The sequence below is a fragment of the Pseudomonas sp. Colony2 genome, from assembly GCF_019382755.1.
Lineage (GTDB): Bacteria > Pseudomonadota > Gammaproteobacteria > Pseudomonadales > Pseudomonadaceae > Aquipseudomonas.
This window is the reverse complement of sequence record NZ_CP080030.1, coordinates 2,612,728-2,629,040: the sequence shown is the minus strand read 5'-3', so window position 1 is coordinate 2,629,040 and position 16,313 is coordinate 2,612,728. Positions and strand designations below refer to the sequence as shown.

Sequence of the window (16,313 nt, the reverse complement as noted above, 5' to 3'; positions counted from 1 at the left end):
CACCTCAACGCAACCCCGATTGACGCTGGCGGTATTCCCCCGGCGTCATCTGCGCGTAGCGCTGGAAGAACCGGCTGAAATACGCCGGGTCCTTGAACCCCAACTGGTAGCAGATTTCATTCGCCGAACTGCCGGTGAACAGCAGCAGGCGCCGGGCCTCCTGCATCAGCCGCTCCAGAATCAGGCGCTTGGACGGCAGGTCGGCGATGCGTCGGCACACCTCGTTGAGCCGCGCTTCAGTGACGCCGATACCGTCGGCGTAGCGCGACAGCGGCCAGTGTTGCAGGTAGTGGTCTTCGATCAGCTCGTTGAAGCGGTGAAAGATCCGCAGGTCTTCGTGGCGTGCAGGGCGGGCTTCCAGGGAATTGGCGCAGAGCCTAAGCAGGCTGATCATGATCAGCCGCGTCAGGCTGTCCAGGGCCGAACCGCGTCCGCTGGCCTGGGCGTTGATCTCGCTGCACAGCTCATCAAACAGGAATTCCAGGCGGCGCACCTCGGGCTGAAACTCCGGTGCCAGCCGCGCCAACGCCACGCAGGCCGCCGGCAATTGTGCGCCGGGGGCCAGGCTGGGGTCGGCGTCAATCAAGGCCCACACCAGTTGCTGGCGCACGGTCAGCACATGGCCGTCGGCGTCGGCTTCGGTGACGAACGAATGCGCCACCGTCGGCGGCGTGAGGAAAAACATCGGCCCGGATTCGAGGTACTGCTGGTCGTCCAGGTAGACCCGCACCGCGCCGGTCTTGACGTAATGCACCTGGAAAAACCGGTCATGGCGATGCACCGGCATGTTGCGGCCAAAAAATCCCGCCAGGTTGCCGAGCCGGTCGTAGTGCACCTCGGCATCGCTGTAACGCTGGTCGTAGACCTGCCCGATGTTGATGTTGGGGATCGGCTGACGATCGCTCATCACTGCATTCTCTTTGTTGTTTTGACTGCCCTGAAATATTGCCACGCTTGACGATAGTTAACATCTTAATTATAACGTTAACAGGTTAACGAATTTCCCACGGTGCAGGTCCGAATCTGCCCCGCCACTGCCAGGAGAAAAGCATGAGCCGTGCCCTGCATGATGTTGCGAACGGCACCCTGTTCGGCGTTGCGCTGAACTACCAGGGGTTGCTGAACCAACGTCTCGCCGAATTCGAACAAGCGCCTTACCAGAAACCACCGGTGAAGCCGGTGCTGTTCATCAAGACGCCCAATACCCGCAACGGCCACGACGGCGTGGTGCTGCACCCACAGGGTGAACGCCTGCAACCGGGCCCGGCACTCGGGGTGGTGATTGGCAAGAGCGCCAGCCGGGTCAGCGTCGAAAATGCCCTGGAGCATGTGGCGGGCTACACCATCGTCAATGAGTTCAGCCTGCCGGAAGACAGCTACTACCGCCCGGCGGTGAAAGCCAAGTGCCGGGACGGTTTCTGCGCATTGGGCCCGGAACTGGTGGCCCGCGACCAGGTCGCCAATCCGCATCAATTGAGCGTGAAGCTGTTCGTCAACGGTGAACTGCGCCAGCAAAACTCCACCGCCAACTTCGTGCGCAGCCTGCCGCAGTTGATCGCCGAGATCAGCGAGTTCATGACCCTGCACGAGGGCGACCTGCTGATCACCGGCACGCCCGAAGGCCGGGTGGATGTGCAACCCGGCGACACGGTTGAAGTCGAGATCAGCGGCCTGGGCCGCCTGGTCAACCACATCAAGGCAGAGGAGCTGTCATGAAACACGCCCGTATTCGCTTTGAAGGTGAAGCCCACCAAGTGCTGGTAGAAGCTGAAAACGCCGTGCGCCTGGCCGACGGCCGCCTGCTGGCCGAAGACCAGGTCGAATGGCTGCCACCGGCCACTGGCAGCATGTTTGCCCTGGGCCTGAACTACGCCGACCACGCCGCCGAACTGGCCTTCAAGCCACCGACCGAACCGCTGGCGTTCATCAAGTCTCCCGGCACCTACACCGGCCATAACCAGGTGACCTGGCGGCCGGATAACGTCGCCTACATGCACTACGAGTGCGAACTGGTGGCGGTCATCGGCAAACCGGCGCGCAACGTCAAGCGCGAGAACGCCCTGGAGTATCTGGCCGGCTACACGGTGTGCAACGACTACGCGATCCGCGACTACCTGGAAAACTACTACCGCCCCAACCTGCGGGTGAAAAACCGCGACGCCACCACCCCCGTAGGCCCATGGATCGTGGATGTCGCCGACGTACCGGACCCAAGCAACCTGAAGCTGCGCACCTGGATCAACGGTGAGCTGCGCCAGGAAGGCAGCACGAAAGACATGATTTTCGACATCCCGTATTTGATCGAGTACCTGTCCAGCTTCATGACCCTGCAGCCCGGCGACATGATCGCCACCGGCACCCCGGAAGGCCTGGCGGATGTGGTGCCGGGGGATGAAGTGGTCGTGGAAGTGGAAGGCGTAGGCCGCCTGGTCAATCGAATTGTCAGCGAGGCGGACTTTTTCGCCGCCCGTAAAGAGGCTTGAGCAACATGATCAAACACTGGATCAACGGCCGTGAGGTCGAGAGCAAAGACACCTTCATCAACTACAACCCGGCCACCGGCGAAGCCATCGGTGAAGTCGCCAGCGGTGGGGCCGAGGAAGTGGCGCAGGCGGTAGCGGCCGCCAAGGAAGCCTTTCCGAAGTGGGCGGGAACGCCGGCCAAGGAACGGGCCCGCCTGATGCGCAAGCTCGGTGAGCTGATCGAACAGAACGTGCCGCACCTGGCCGAGCTGGAAACCCTCGACACCGGCCTGCCGATCCACCAGACCAGGAACGTGCTGATTCCCCGGGCGTCCCACAACTTCGATTTCTTCGCCGAAGTCTGCACCCGCATGGACGGCCACAGTTACCCGGTGGACGACCAGATGCTCAACTACACCCTGTACCAGCCGGTGGGCGTGTGCGCGTTGGTGTCGCCATGGAACGTGCCGTTCATGACCGCCACCTGGAAGACTGCGCCGTGCCTGGCGCTGGGCAATACCGCGGTGCTGAAGATGTCCGAGCTGTCGCCGCTGACGGCCAATGAACTGGGGCGCCTGGCGGTCGAAGCCGGGATTCCCAAAGGCGTGCTGAACGTAATCCAGGGCTACGGCGCCACCGCCGGCGATGCGCTGGTGCGCCACCCGGACGTGCGGGCGATTTCCTTCACCGGCGGTACCGCCACCGGCAAGAAAATCATGCAGACCGCCGGGCTGAAAAAGTACTCCATGGAACTGGGCGGCAAGTCGCCGGTGCTGATCTTTGAAGACGCCGAACTGAACCGCGCCCTCGACGCGGCACTGTTCACCATCTTCTCGCTCAACGGTGAACGCTGCACCGCCGGCAGCCGGATCTTCATTCAGGAGAGCGTGTACCCGCAGTTCGTCGCCGAATTTGCCGCCCGCGCCAAACGCCTGATCGTCGGCGACCCACAGGACCCGAAGACCCAGGTCGGCTCGATGATCACCCAGGCCCACTACGACAAGGTCACCGGCTACATCAGGATTGGCCTCGAGGAAGGCGCCACCCTGCTGGCCGGCGGCCTGGAACGCCCGGCCAACCTGCCGGCGCACTTGAGCCGCGGGCAGTTTATCCAGCCGACGGTGTTTGCCGATGTGAACAACCAGATGCGCATCGCCCAGGAAGAGATCTTCGGCCCGGTGGTGTGCCTGATCCCGTTCAAGGACGAAGCCGAGGCGCTGCAACTGGCCAACGACACCGAGTACGGCCTGGCGTCCTATATCTGGACCCAGGACATCGGCAAGGCGCATCGTCTGGCCTACGGCATCGAAGCCGGCATGGTGTTCATCAACAGCCAGAACGTGCGGGACTTGCGCCAGCCGTTTGGTGGGGTAAAAGGTTCCGGCACCGGCCGTGAAGGCGGCCAGTACAGCTTCGAAGTGTTTGCCGAGATCAAGAACGTGTGCATTTCCATGGGCAGTCATCACATCCCGCGCTGGGGTGTGTAACCCGGATATAACAACGCTACCTGTAGGAGCGAGCTTGCTCGCGAAGAACCCGCAGGCGCCGCGGGCTAACAGAAGTGCTGCGTTATCGTTGACGTTTTTCGCGAGCAAGCTCGCTCCTACAAAAGAATAAATACTCAGGAGAATGATCATGGGCGAAGTGGTTCTGGCAGCGAAGATCTGCCACGTCCCCTCGATGTACCTGTCGGAACTGCCCGGCAAGCACCACGGTTGCCGCGAAGCAGCCATCGCCGGGCACAAGGAAATCGGGCGGCGCGCCCGTGAACTGGGGGCCGACACCGCGGTGGTGTTCGACGTGCACTGGCTGGTCAACAGCGGCTATCACGTCAACTGCGGCGAGCATTTCAAGGGCACCTACACCAGCAACGAGCTGCCGCACTTCATCAAGAACATGGAGTACGAGTACCCGGGCTGCCCCGAGCTGGGCGAGTTGATCGCCGCCGAGGCCAACCTGGCCGGCGTGCGCACCATGGCCCACAACATCCCGAGCCTGGAGCTGGAATACGGCACCCTGGTACCGATGCGCTACATGCACATGGGCGTGCCGGACGCGCAGAAGTTCGACGTGATCTCGATTGCCGCGTGGTGCGCCTGGCACCGCCTGGAAGACAGCTTTGCGTTCGGCGCCGCCGTGCGCCGCGCCATCGAAAAGAGCGACCGCAAAGTCCTGGTGCTGGCCTCGGGCTCCCTCTCCCACCGCTTCTCGGACGACCGCGAAGCCGAAGCCAACATCCACAACTGGACCCGTGAATTCGACAAACAGATGGACCTGCACGTGGTGGAGATGTGGAAGCAAGGCCGCTTCAAGGAGTTCTGCGCAATGCTGCCGGACTACGCCGAGCACTGCTTCGGCGAAGGCAAGATGCACGACACCGCGATGCTCCTGGGACTGCTGGGCGGGCCGGACTACAACCAGCCGGCCGAGATCATCACCCAGCCGTTCGGCAGTTCGGGCACCGGGCAGATCAATGCCATTTTCCCTTTATGAGCCTTGGTGAAGATCACCTGTAGGCGCTGGCTTGCCTGCGATGCAGGCACCTCGGTGTATCTGTCGCACCGAGTTGATGCCATCGCAGGCAAGCCAGCTCCTACAAGGAATTCGCTGTACCTCACCCCAAGAGGAGATACACATGCCGCACTTCATCGCGGAATACACCGACAACATCGAGCAGCAGGCCAACCTGCCGGCCCTGTTCGAGCAGGTTCACGCCGTGCTGGGGGACAGCGGCGTGTTTCCCCTGGGGGGCATCCGCAGTCGCGGAGTGCGCCTGGACACCTGGCGCATGGCCGACGGCAATCATGACTACGCCTTCGTCCACATGACCCTCAAGGTCGGCCACGGGCGCGACCTGGAAACCCGAAAAACGGTGGCCGAAGCCCTGTTCAAGGTCATCACCGAGCACTTCGCCGAGCTGCAATCCCAGCGGCTGCTGGCGTTGTCGTTCGAGATGATCGAGCTGCACCCCGAGCTGAATTTCAAGCAGAACAACGTGCACGCATTCCTGAAGAACCAGGCGGGCTGAGCACAGCCCACCTTTCCGCCCATGGCCACTCAAACAAAAAAGAACAACATCATGAGCACAGCCAATACCGCCGACAGCACCACCCTGATCGAACATCAGCGCACCCACAGCATCGTCACCTGGCGACTGATGCCGTTGCTGCTGATCTGCTACCTGTTTGCCCACCTGGACCGCATCAACATCGGCTTCGCCAAGATGCAGATGAGCACCGACCTGCACTTCAGCGACACGGTGTATGGCCTCGGTGCCGGCCTGTTTTTCATCGCCTACGCGCTGTTCGGCGTACCCAGCAACATGGCCCTGGACCGGGTCGGCCCACGGCGCTGGATCGCCTGCCTGATGGTGGTGTGGGGCGTGCTCTCCACCAGCATGCTGTGGATCGAAAGCTCCACGGGCTTCTACGTGCTGCGCTTTCTGCTGGGGGTGGCCGAAGCCGGCTTCTTCCCGGGGATCCTGGTGTTCCTCAACCGCTGGTACCCGGCCCGCCGCCGGGCGCAAGTCACCGCCCTGTTTGCGATTGCCGTGCCCATGGCCGGTGTGATTGGTGGCCCGTTGTCCGGTGCGATCCTGGAGAACTTCCATGATTTCGGCGGGCTGCGGGGCTGGCAGTGGATGTTCCTGATCGAAGGCGCCCCGGTGGTGCTGCTCGGCCTGGTCGTCCTGAAATACCTGCCCGACAGCTTCGAAACCGTGAAGTGGCTGGAGCCCGCGCAAAAGCAACAACTGCGCGAGCAACTGAGCACTGAAGAACAGCGCAAATCCATCACCTCCTTCGGCGGCATCCTGCGTGACCCGCAGGTGTGGCTGCTGGTGGCGGTGTACTTCGCGGTGATGCTGGCGGTGAACACCCTGGCGTTCTGGATGCCCACCCTGATCCACGGCGCCGGCATCGGCCGCGACAGCCAGGTCGGCTTGCTGAGCGCCGTACCGTATCTGGCCGGGTGCTTCTTCATGATCGGCTGCGGGCGCTCGTCCGACCGCAACCGCGAACGCCGCTGGCACCTGTGCGTGCCGTTGCTGATGTCGGCCATCGGTATTGCGGTGGCCGGGCTCTCGCCCACCAACCCGACCCTGGTGCTGGGCGGCCTGATCCTCGCCGGCATGGGCGCCAGCGCTGCGCTGCCGATGTTCTGGCAATTGCCGCCGGCGTTCCTGTCCAACAGCACCCAGGCGGCCGGCATCGCGCTGATCAGCTCGTTCGGCAGCATCGCTTCGTTCCTCGCGCCCTACCTGATCGGCTGGATGCGCGACACCACCCAAAGCGCGAGCCTGGCCCTGTACGTGCTGGCGCTGCTTATCGCCCTCGGCGGCCTGCTGGTGCTGCGCACCCATGCGGCCATCGTCAATCCCCAGTAGAGATTTTGTCATGCTTGATCAAGCCCTTATTCAGCAAGCCGCCGCCCGCCTCGACCAGGCCGAGCGTTCCCGTGAACAGGTGCGCCAGTTTTCCCTGGAGCATCCGAACATCACGATTGAAGACGCCTACGCCATCCAGCGCGCCTGGGTGGCCCGGAAAATCAAGGACGGGCGCAAGCTGGTCGGGCACAAGATCGGCCTGACGTCGCGGGCGATGCAGGTGTCGTCGAACATCACCGAGCCGGATTACGGCGCCCTGCTCGATGACATGTTCTTCGACGAAGGCACCGACATCCCCTTCGAGCGCTTCATCGTGCCGAGGGTGGAAGTGGAACTGGCGTTCATCCTCGGCAAGCCGCTGAAGGGCCCGAACTGCACGATTTTCGATGTGCTCGATGCCACGGAATGGGTGATCCCGGCGCTGGAAATCATCGACGCACGCATCCAGCAGATCGACCCGCACACCAACGCCACCCGCAAGGTATTCGACACCATTTCCGACAACGCCGCCAATGCCGGCGTGGTGATGGGCGGCCGCGCCGTGCGCCCCACCGAGATCGACCTGCGCAAGGTGCCGGCGGTGCTATACCGCAACGGGGTGATCGAAGAGTCCGGGGTGTCGGCTGCGGTACTTAACCATCCGGCCAAGGGCGTGGCCTGGCTGGCGAACAAACTGGCGCCGTACGACGTCACCCTGCAACCCGGCCAGATCATCCTCGGCGGCTCCTTCACCCGCCCGGTGGCGGCGAATCCGGGTGACACCTTCCATGTCGACTACGACATGCTGGGTTCCATCTCCTGCCGCTTTGTCTGAATACTGGAGGACTGTTTCATGGACATGCCCATCAACCGCTTCAAGCAACGCCTGCAACGTGGCGAGACCCAGATCGGCCTGTGGCTCGGTTTGGCGGACGCTTATTGCGCCGAACTGGCGGCGAATGCCGGGTTCGACTGGCTGTTGATCGACGGCGAGCACGCGCCCAATGACCTGCGCGGCATGCTCGGCCAACTGCAGGCTGTCGCGCCTTATGACAGCCAACCGGTGATTCGCCCGGTGATCGGCGATACGGCGTTGATCAAGCAGGTGCTGGATATCGGCGTGCAGACGCTGTTGGTGCCGATGGTGGAGACGGCTGACCAGGCACGGCAGCTGGTGCGGGCGATGCGTTATCCACCGGGTGGTGTACGGGGCGTGGGCAGCGCGCTGGCGCGGGCGTCGCGCTGGAACAGGATTCCCGGTTACCTGGATGAGGCCGATGCGCAGATGTGCCTGCTGGTGCAGATCGAGAACCGTGAAGGCCTGGACAACCTCGATGCGATTGCGGCGGTTGACGGAGTGGACGGGGTGTTTATCGGCCCGGCGGACCTGAGCGCGGCCATGGGGCACCGGGGGAATCCCGGGCACCCCGAGGTGCAGGCGGCGATTGAGGACGCGATTGGGCGGATTCAAAAAGCCGGCAAGGCGGCGGGCATCTTGAGTGCGGATGAGAAACTGGCGCGGCGGTATATCGAGTTGGGGGCGGCGTTTGTGGCGGTGGGGGTGGATACGACCGTGTTGATGCGCGGGTTGCAGGGGTTGGCGGCGAAATTCAAAGACACCGCAACACCGGCCATTACCGGCGGCGTGTACTGACGCTCTGAAACCACAAAGATCCAAAATGTGGGAGCGGGCTTGCTCGCGAAAGCGGTGTATCAGTGCCAGGTTTGTTGGCTGACCCACCGCATTCGCGAGCAAGCCCGCTCCCACATTTGGATCGGCGGTGTGTCAGCGCTTGATAGTCTTCAACTCATCCAGCAACCCCAACAACACCTGCAACTTCTCCTCCCCGAACTGCTCCTGCAACCGCTGATAATTCTCCTCCATGCACTGGCTCATCGACTCGAAACTGGCCTTGCCCTTCTCCGCCAGCGTCACCAGCACCCGCCGCTGATCCTGCTCGGCCTTGCGCCGGTGCACCATCCCCGCCGCCTCCATGCGCACCAGCACGCCGGTCATGCTCGGCTTGAGAATGCACGCCAGTTCCGCCAGTTGGTAAATCTCCAGCTCGTCATGCTGGCTGAGAATTCGAATAACCCGCCATTGCTGCTCGGTCAGCCCATGCTCATTCAGCGAGGGCCGGAAAAAACTCATGGCCGCTTCACGGGCCTGAAGCAAGGTCAGGGTCAGGGATTGTCTGGGTTTCAACATAGGCTCAGGGTCACGATAAATTTAGTTAATGTTTTAACGAAACTCTAACACTCTCCTCCCCACCTCACGCTATAACTTGTGAAGCCGGCGAAGGCTCTGGCGCGCAGGATCAAAACCGGCGGCACACAGAATCAAGACATCCAGCGCGCCAACGGCCTTAATACACTCATTAGCTCTTCACTGTCAGGCAGCGCAATGATCAATATCGAAACGCCGACCTATTACACGGCGACCAAGAAATACAACCTCAGCTTCCCCACCCTGGAGCAGGACGTGGAAGCCGACGTGGTGATCATCGGTGGCGGCTTTTCCGGGATCAACACCGCCCTGGAGCTCGCCGAAAAAGGCATCACCAACATCGTCGTGCTGGAAGCGCGTTACCTGGGTTTTGGCGGTACCGGGCGCAACGGTGGGCAGATCATGGCCGGCATCGGCCACGACCTGGAAAAGATCAAGAAGGACGTGGGTGAAGACGGCCTGCGCCAGATCTTCGAGATCAGCGACCTGGGCGCCGACATCATCAAGAACCGCATCGCCAAGTACGACATCGATGCCGACTTCTGCCACGGCTATGGCTACATGGGCTTCAACGCCCGCCAGGAAAAGACCCTGCGCGCCTGGGAGAAAGACTTCAAATCCATCAACACCCAACACGAGATCCGCTTTCTTGGCGGCTCCGACGTCAAGCAGATCATCGGCTCCGACGCCTACAGCAGCGCCCTGCTGCACATGGGCGGCGGGCATGTGCACTCGTTGAACCTGCTGCTGGGCGAAGCCAAGGCCCTGGCCGGCCACGGCGTGCGGATTTTCGAGAACAGCCCGGCGCTGGAAGTCAGTTATGGCGAGCGCATCACCGTGCGCACCGGCCGCGGTTCGGTCAAGGCCAGCAAGCTGCTGTGGGCCTGCGACAGTTTCCTCAACAAGCTGGAGCCGGAACTGCACCGCTCGACCATCAACACCTACGCGTTCCAGATGATGACCGAGCCGTTGCCAGAAGAGCTGATCAACCGTATCAGCCCGATTCGCGGGGCCTACAGCGACATTCGCCCGGTGATCGACTACTACCGCGTCACCCACGAAAACCGCCTGCTGTTCGGCGCCGCCACGCCTTTGGTGGAGCACATTCCCGGCGATTTGAAAGCCTGGAACCGCAACCTGATGCTGAAGATTTTCCCGTACCTCAAGGACGTGAAGATCGACCTGGCCTGGGGCGGCCCGATGGCCTGCAGCCCGAACCTGTTCCCGCAGGTCGGCACCCTGTCCGGGCGCAGCAACGCGTTCTATGTGCAGGGCTATTCGGGCTTCGGCGTGACCCCAAGCCACATCATCTGCAAGGTGCTGGCCGAAGGCATGAGCGAAGGCTCGGCGCGGTATGACCTGGTCAGCTCGATCCATCGCCCGACCATCATCGGCAAGGACGCGATCCGCCCGCTGCTGCTTACCGCCGGCAAATCCTGGCACCAGCTCTCCGGTTACTGGAACGGCCGCCGCTGACAAACACCCTGTAGGAGCGAGCTTGCTCGCGAAAAACCCAAGGGCGCCGCGTTAATCCAGGACGCCAACGTCATCGTTGACGACCTTCGCGAGCAAGCTCGCTCCTACAGTTGGTCACTAATTTTTTCTCATCAGGAGCAACTGCCATGACCCTCGTTACCCTCAAGAAAGACATCCAGCTATCCGAACTCGACGCCTGGGGCACCGTCGCCGACCTCGGCTCGACCATCCTCGAAGGCGAAGTCCGGGCCTTCGGCAAAATGACCTTCGGTGCCCCCACCGACCCGGTCAGCAGCGCCTATTTCGGCACCACCCAGGGCAAGTTCCGCATGGTCTACCCGTTTGCCGAACAAGCCACCGTGGTCACCGGCGAAGTGGTGCTCACCGACGAGTCCACCGGCCAGAGGACCCGCTACAAGGCCGGTGACAGCTGGTTCGTGACCAAGGGCACCCCGGTGCTGTGGGAAGTGGTCAGCGAAAGTTTCGTCAAACACTACTTCGCCGTGGTGTGATAGCCCCGGCTGCCGGCACCCGTCGGCAGCCTTTTGGCGCAGGTATCCCCCATGCACGCTCTCCCCGCCCACGAAGTCGCCGGCCAGTGCCTGCAGGCTTTCACCCGCTTGATTCCGGTCAGCCAGGCCGCGTTCTATTGCGTCGACCGCCAGCTGCAAGCCCGGGATTTCCAGTTGCACGGCATGAGCGGCGAAATGCACCGCGACTACCTCGACAACTACCGCCAATTCGACCCGTTGCAACCGCGCAACTGCCTGTCCAGTGGCCTGGCGGTGGTAACGCTGGACGTTGCCATGGCCCGCCAGCCGGCGCGGGATACCCGGCGCTATGGGGATTTTCTGCGGCGCTATGGCGTGGTCGATGTGGTGGAGATTTTCGCCCAGCGCGCCGGCCAGCCCCAGGCGGCGATTTCGCTGTTGCGCACCGCCGACCAGGGCGCTTTCACCGGCGAGCAACTGGCCCAACTGAACGCCCTGCAAACCTTGCTGCAACTGGCGGTGGCCAACATGCAGCCCACTGAAGATGCATTGGCCGGTCTCACACCCAAGGAGCGCCAGATCGCCCTGCTGTTGCGCCAGGGCGCCAGCAATAAACAGCTGGCCCAGGAGCTGGATGTCGGCCTGCCCACCATCAAGACCCACCTGATCAACCTGTTTCGCAAGGCCGGCGTCAGCAGTCGCACAGAACTGGTGGGAAGTCTTTTCCTGTAGTTCGCCTCAACCATCCGGTTGATACCCGCGCCTGCTCCCGGGCGCGATGATTCGTGGTGTTCACCCACCCAACCGGAGCTTCGCAAATGACCACCCCTTCTGACTGGATCACCGTGGGCGCCCTGGCCGACGGCTTCGCCCCAGAGGCATTTATCCTGCCGAACCTGGCCGACCTGAGCGGCAAGGCCTTCACCCTGCACTTCGCCAATGGCTGGCAGATCGAGCACCGTTTCGAGCGCGACAGCCTCTCCTGGGTTGCAGCCGACGGTCACTCCAGCGGCAGCGCCACCTACCGTGCGACCTCGGTGCGCCCCGGCCTGTACCTGGTGGATTTCATCAAGCGCGAAGGCACGCAGGCCTGGTCGGTCAGCCTGGTGCTCGACACCGCCAGCGCTTCGTTCACCGCTGTGCTCGGGCGCATGCCCACCCAGGAACAAACCCGCGAAGGCCTCTACAGCCGCGCCCTTGCCGGCAAGCCGCTGACTTCGGTGGAAGTGGAATTTCTCCACGGCAATCTCGACCGCCCGTGGCAGCCAGGCCAATGCCCCCACGCACCAACCACCGACCTGATCGGCCTGCGCAACCAGTATCGCTACAGCCCGAGCGAGGTCTACGAGCACATCTACCTCAACCACCAGTTCTACGCCTGGCAATGCCTCAAGGGTGTCGAGCAAGGCCTGTGCGACACCGACCGCTGCGATTACTACAAGATCGCCGACCAGCTCTACCTGTTCGTCTGGCGCGAAAAAATCATCCCCACCCTCGGCCTGGTGCTGATCGACCTGCAGCAACACCGCAGCGACGGCAAGATCTTTGGCTATGCCGACGCCTCCTTCGATGAACTATCGAACTTTCCCATCAGTTCCTACTGCCAGGTGCTCAATCGCACGGAGCATCCTGATGACTGAGCCGAGCACGATTGTGATCACCGGGGCCGGCACGGGCATCGGTGCTGCGTGCGCCCGGCTGTATGCTGCCGAGGGTGCGCAGTTGATACTGATCGGCCGTCGCCGCGAGCCGCTGGAGCAGGTCGCGCGGGAAACCGGGGGGTGGGTGCTGGTGGGTGATGCGGCCTGCCCGCAGACCTGGGAGGGTTTTATTGCGCAGATTCGTCAGCGCTTCGGCCGGATCGACGTGCTGCTGGCCTGTGCGGGCGGCCATGGCGTGGGCAGCGCCACCGACACCAGCCCGCAGACCTGGGAAGCGGCGCTGCGCAGCAACCTCGACAGCGCCTTCTACAGTGCGCGGGCGTGCTTGCCGCTGCTGCTGGAAAGTGGCGGGAACATCGTGCTGATGGGTTCGATTGCCTCACTGGCTGCCGGGCCCGAGGTGTGCGGCTACACCACGGCCAAGCATGCCTTGCTCGGGCTCAATCGCTCGCTGGCCCGGGATTACGGCCCGCGCGGGGTGCGGGTGAACGCGGTGTGCCCCGGCTGGGTGCGCACGCCGATGGCGGATGAGGAGATGCAGCCGTTGATGGACTTTTATGGCGAAACGCTGCAACACGCCTATGACCGGGTGTGCGCCGACGTGCCGTTGCGACGCCCCGCCAGCGCTGAAGAAATCGCCAGGGTGTGCCGCTTCCTGGCCTCCAGTGACGCGTCGATCATTACGGGTGCGACGCTGGTGGCGGACGGAGGCTCAAGCATCGTCGATGTGCCGACGCTGGCCTATGCGCGTATGGAGCAGCGTCATGAATGAAGACCTGGATTTCACTGGTCGCAACGTATTGGTAACGGGTGGCGCCCAGGGTATTGGTCGGGCCATCGTCGAAGCGTTTGCCCTGCGGGGCGCGCGGGTGATGATCGCCGACCTGCAACTGGCAGAGGCGCTCGCGCTGGAGCTGTGCGGGCGCGGCTGCCAGGTGGAAGCGGTGACGGTGGATCTGGCGGATGCGGCTGCGGTTTTCGAGCTGATTGCAGGGGTGGAACACGACTGGGGGCGGCTGGATATTCTGGTGCATAACGCCGGGTATTTTCCGCTGACGCCCTTTGCCGAGATCACTCCGGCGATGCTCGGCCGTACCTTGGCGGTCAACCTCTCGGCGTTGTTCTGGCTGACCCAGGCGGCGTTGCCGATGTTCCGCCGTCAGGGTCGGGGCTGCGTGCTGGTTACGTCGTCTGTCACGGGGCCGCGGGTTGCGTTTCCGGGGTTGAGTCACTATGCGGCGTCGAAGGCCGGGGTCAACGGGTTCATTCGCAATGCGGCGCTGGAACTGGCCGGTTTGAATGTGCGAGTCAACGGTGTGGAGCCCGGCATGATCGCAACCCCGGCCATGGGCAACCTGGGGGATGACCAGGTAAATGCACAGATCGCCAGCCGGGTGCCGCTGGGACGGCTGGGTGCACCGTCGGATATCGCCGGGGCAATGCTGTTCCTGGCATCGGACCTGGCGGGCTATATCACTGGGCAGACGCTGGTGGTGGATGGCGGCTCGACCTTGCCGGAGGTTTAACGAAACGTCCTACCGAACTGCCGGATAACCTCTACTCCCCTGCCCTGAGAACCTCTGCAAAGTCCCTCGCCTGATCACACAGCGCGAGGGAACGCCGATGTTTTTTTCGATTAATGCCCTGCCCGATGGGGCTGCCTCTTGAATCCCGCCATAGGCTTTCTGGTCGTGGCGGCGATGGACCCGAAGACGCGCGACGTCGATGGGGTTCTCAATGACTTTACACATTGCCTGAACACCTACGACGCGTGGGCCGAGAGCTTCTGGAGCTTTTCGGCACTGGATGTCGAGCAGGTGTTCAAGGTCGGCGACGAGGTTTCGCTGGTCGCGCCCATCACCCGTTCCCTGTATCCCGCCAGCACCGTCGCGACCTGCAAGGCCAACTCACCGTTGACCCTGGTGCACATGTTCCAGAGCACACGGTTCGTGCCCATCGGCAATACGCCGGTGATGCTGCAGGAAGTCGCGCAAGACGGTGGTCCCCTCGGCGATCCCATCCATAAGACCATCGGCCCCAGCGGCATTCTCGAAGTCACCGAGTGCACCGTCGACCGGCAGTATCGAGTCAGCTTTTATCCCAACGTTTCCAGGGATCACATCAAGGCACTGTATGCCTCCTATCAGTCCGAGATCAGCTCGCTGGAAGGCAACTTGCGCGGTCAGTGGACGAGCACGTTCAAGCCGGTATGGGAGAGCTATGCCAAGGCGGGTTATGGCGAGCGCTACACCTCGCTGCAACTGGCTTATGCGCGGGGCTTTGAAAACGTGCTTTACGGCCTCTGGGACGGTATTGCGCAGCTGTACCAGTGGTTGGCAGACATCAAGCCCAACAGCGAAAAGCTCCTGCAGTACCTCTCCCAAGCCGAGCTTGGAGCGCTCCTGAAGCTCAGTCATGAGGCGATTGCCAAAGGATTGTTGATTCTCAGCGACGAGCCGCTGCTGTTCATCTACCTGTCCGCGATGGTCAGCTGGATGCGCATGCTGCCGCCGCATTACATGTTTGAGTTGCTCGGGGAAATCACCACCGAGGTGTTGCTCAACCTGCTGTTGCTGTGGGCTACCGGCGGTATGGGTGTGGCGGTACGGCTGGGCGCGCAGGTGCTGGGCAAGGTCAGGTCCGAGCGGGCACGGGAGTGGTTGGAGCAGATTGCCAAGCTGGGCGGTACGGCCCCGCTGGATAGGCATGCGGAGGTGCTTAAGCCGTTATCGCTTCAGAGTCAGGCAGTACCGGTCAAGGCTGCGGCGGTGCCGTTGAAGGCTGGCGTGGACGAGATTTCCAATCCGGCACCGATGGTGCGGGAGCCGAAGACGGCGCGCACGGCGCTGGTGAAGCAAGAACATGTGGATGATGCCCCAGCTTCGGCGAAAAACCCCAATGGGGATGCTTCGGTCTGTTCGGCGAATACCTGTACCAATGGCTGCCCGGTTTCGATGGTTACTGGTGAGGAACTGCTGACCCTGACGGACGGCTCGTTGGAGGGTGTGCTGCCRTTTGCCTGGACGCGGTTGTATCGCAGCAGYGCCGTGGAAGTGGATTGCGGGTTGGGGTTTGGCTGGAGYCATTCGCTGGCGCAGCGGTTGGTGGTGAGCGGTGAATCGGTGGTGTGGACCGATCACGAAAACCGCAGYACSACSTTTCCCCTGCCCTCTGCTGCACGGCCGGCGATCACCAATAGCCTGGCGGAAGCGGCGATTTATCTGRGTGCTTTGCCGGATGAAYKGGTGCTGGCTCAGGCGTCGCTTTTCTACCACTTCCGYRACGGTGTGCTGACGKCGATCAGCGATGCGTATGACAACCGRCTGCGCATTKCYCGCGAYTATTCCGGGCGGATTCAKCGGATCGATAACCAYGTTGGCCARGGATTGCTGCTGCGKTATGAGCGCGGCCATATCGTTGCCGTCGACTATCAGGTGCAGCGGGAGCCGGGCTGGGTTACCGAACAGAACGTTGTTTCCTACACGTACGACGATGCCTGGCGGTTGGTTGAGGCGACCAACGCGGTAGGCGAAAGCGAGCGTTATCGGTACGACGATCAGCAGGTGATCCTGGAGCGGGAACTGGCCGGTGGGGCGAGTTTCTTCTGGGAGTGGGAACGGTCTGGCAAGGCGG

General features: G+C 62.5%; 17 protein-coding genes (1 of these 17 running past the window's edge). 15 read left to right on the top strand and 2 right to left on the bottom strand.

Annotated features, from left to right (window positions below; all coding sequences use genetic code 11):
* Positions 1–4: 4 nt before the first annotated feature.
* Positions 5–907, bottom strand: coding sequence for a 4-hydroxyphenylacetate catabolism regulatory protein HpaA (gene hpaA / locus JV201_RS10490; protein WP_003209891.1), 903 nt, complete (start codon positions 905–907; stop codon positions 5–7).
* Positions 908–1,050: 143 nt separating this feature from the next.
* Between hpaA and JV201_RS10485 the strand changes: the two genes are divergently transcribed.
* The 8 genes from JV201_RS10485 (at position 1,051) to hpaI (ending at position 8,479) form a co-directional block, all read left to right on the top strand.
* Positions 1,051–1,716, top strand: coding sequence for a fumarylacetoacetate hydrolase family protein (locus JV201_RS10485; RefSeq protein WP_102368624.1), 666 nt, complete (start codon positions 1,051–1,053; stop codon positions 1,714–1,716).
* On the top strand, positions 1,713–2,483 hold the full coding sequence (locus JV201_RS10480) for a fumarylacetoacetate hydrolase family protein (protein ID WP_003209888.1): 771 nt from the start codon (positions 1,713–1,715) through the stop codon (positions 2,481–2,483). Before JV201_RS10485 ends, JV201_RS10480 begins: the two co-directional genes overlap by 4 nt.
* 5 nt (positions 2,484–2,488) lie before the next feature.
* Positions 2,489–3,949, top strand: coding sequence for a 5-carboxymethyl-2-hydroxymuconate semialdehyde dehydrogenase (hpaE, locus tag JV201_RS10475; protein ID WP_219406860.1), 1,461 nt, complete (start codon positions 2,489–2,491; stop codon positions 3,947–3,949).
* Positions 3,950–4,097: 148 nt separating this feature from the next.
* A complete protein-coding gene (hpaD, locus tag JV201_RS10470; protein WP_003209884.1) occupies positions 4,098–4,955 on the top strand; it encodes a 3,4-dihydroxyphenylacetate 2,3-dioxygenase in 858 nt (285 codons plus the stop codon).
* Positions 4,956–5,097: 142 nt separating this feature from the next.
* Positions 5,098–5,490: a 5-carboxymethyl-2-hydroxymuconate Delta-isomerase gene (locus tag JV201_RS10465; RefSeq protein WP_219406859.1), complete on the top strand. Its 393-nt coding sequence runs from the start codon at positions 5,098–5,100 to the stop codon at positions 5,488–5,490.
* 51 nt (positions 5,491–5,541) lie between these two features.
* Positions 5,542–6,846 carry an MFS transporter gene (locus JV201_RS10460; RefSeq protein WP_008437183.1) on the top strand — a complete coding sequence of 435 codons (1,305 nt, stop codon included), beginning with the start codon at positions 5,542–5,544 and terminating at the stop codon, positions 6,844–6,846.
* A gap of 10 nt (positions 6,847–6,856) precedes the next feature.
* On the top strand, positions 6,857–7,660 hold the full coding sequence (gene hpaH / locus JV201_RS10455; RefSeq protein ID WP_008437182.1) for a 2-oxo-hept-4-ene-1,7-dioate hydratase: 804 nt from the start codon (positions 6,857–6,859) through the stop codon (positions 7,658–7,660).
* Positions 7,661–7,678: 18 nt separating this feature from the next.
* Positions 7,679–8,479 carry a 4-hydroxy-2-oxoheptanedioate aldolase gene (gene hpaI, locus JV201_RS10450; protein ID WP_102368620.1) on the top strand — a complete coding sequence of 267 codons (801 nt, stop codon included), beginning with the start codon at positions 7,679–7,681 and terminating at the stop codon, positions 8,477–8,479.
* Positions 8,480–8,611: 132 nt separating this feature from the next.
* Here hpaI and hpaR read toward each other — a convergent pair whose 3' ends face one another.
* Positions 8,612–9,034, bottom strand: a complete 423-nt coding sequence (hpaR, locus tag JV201_RS10445) for a homoprotocatechuate degradation operon regulator HpaR (RefSeq protein WP_003209875.1) — start codon at positions 9,032–9,034, stop codon at positions 8,612–8,614.
* 195 nt (positions 9,035–9,229) lie between these two features.
* On the opposite strand from hpaR, the gene JV201_RS10440 reads away from it, so the two are divergent.
* The 7 genes from JV201_RS10440 to JV201_RS10410 all read left to right on the top strand — a co-directional run.
* Complete coding sequence (locus JV201_RS10440) at positions 9,230–10,528, top strand: FAD-binding oxidoreductase (RefSeq protein ID WP_219406858.1); 1,299 nt, start codon at positions 9,230–9,232, stop codon at positions 10,526–10,528.
* Positions 10,529–10,674: 146 nt separating this feature from the next.
* On the top strand, positions 10,675–11,040 hold the full coding sequence (locus JV201_RS10435) for a cupin domain-containing protein (RefSeq protein ID WP_087694950.1): 366 nt from the start codon (positions 10,675–10,677) through the stop codon (positions 11,038–11,040).
* Between the two features lie 51 nt (positions 11,041–11,091).
* Positions 11,092–11,751, top strand: coding sequence for a LuxR C-terminal-related transcriptional regulator (locus tag JV201_RS10430; RefSeq protein WP_177009907.1), 660 nt, complete (start codon positions 11,092–11,094; stop codon positions 11,749–11,751).
* A gap of 86 nt (positions 11,752–11,837) precedes the next feature.
* Positions 11,838–12,659, top strand: a complete 822-nt coding sequence (locus tag JV201_RS10425) for a molybdenum cofactor biosynthesis F family protein (protein WP_102368617.1) — start codon at positions 11,838–11,840, stop codon at positions 12,657–12,659.
* Positions 12,652–13,452, top strand: coding sequence for an SDR family NAD(P)-dependent oxidoreductase (locus JV201_RS10420; protein WP_219406857.1), 801 nt, complete (start codon positions 12,652–12,654; stop codon positions 13,450–13,452). The genes JV201_RS10425 and JV201_RS10420 overlap by 8 nt, the downstream gene beginning before the upstream one ends.
* Positions 13,445–14,206: an SDR family oxidoreductase gene (locus JV201_RS10415; RefSeq protein WP_003209865.1), complete on the top strand. Its 762-nt coding sequence runs from the start codon at positions 13,445–13,447 to the stop codon at positions 14,204–14,206. The genes JV201_RS10420 and JV201_RS10415 overlap by 8 nt, the downstream gene beginning before the upstream one ends.
* Positions 14,207–14,380: 174 nt before the next feature.
* Positions 14,381–16,313 carry part of the coding region annotated (locus JV201_RS10410; protein WP_219407152.1) for an RHS repeat-associated core domain-containing protein on the top strand (this coding region is incomplete at its 3' end). 2,294 nt of the annotated region lie beyond the right edge of the window, so 1,933 of the 4,227 annotated nt are shown.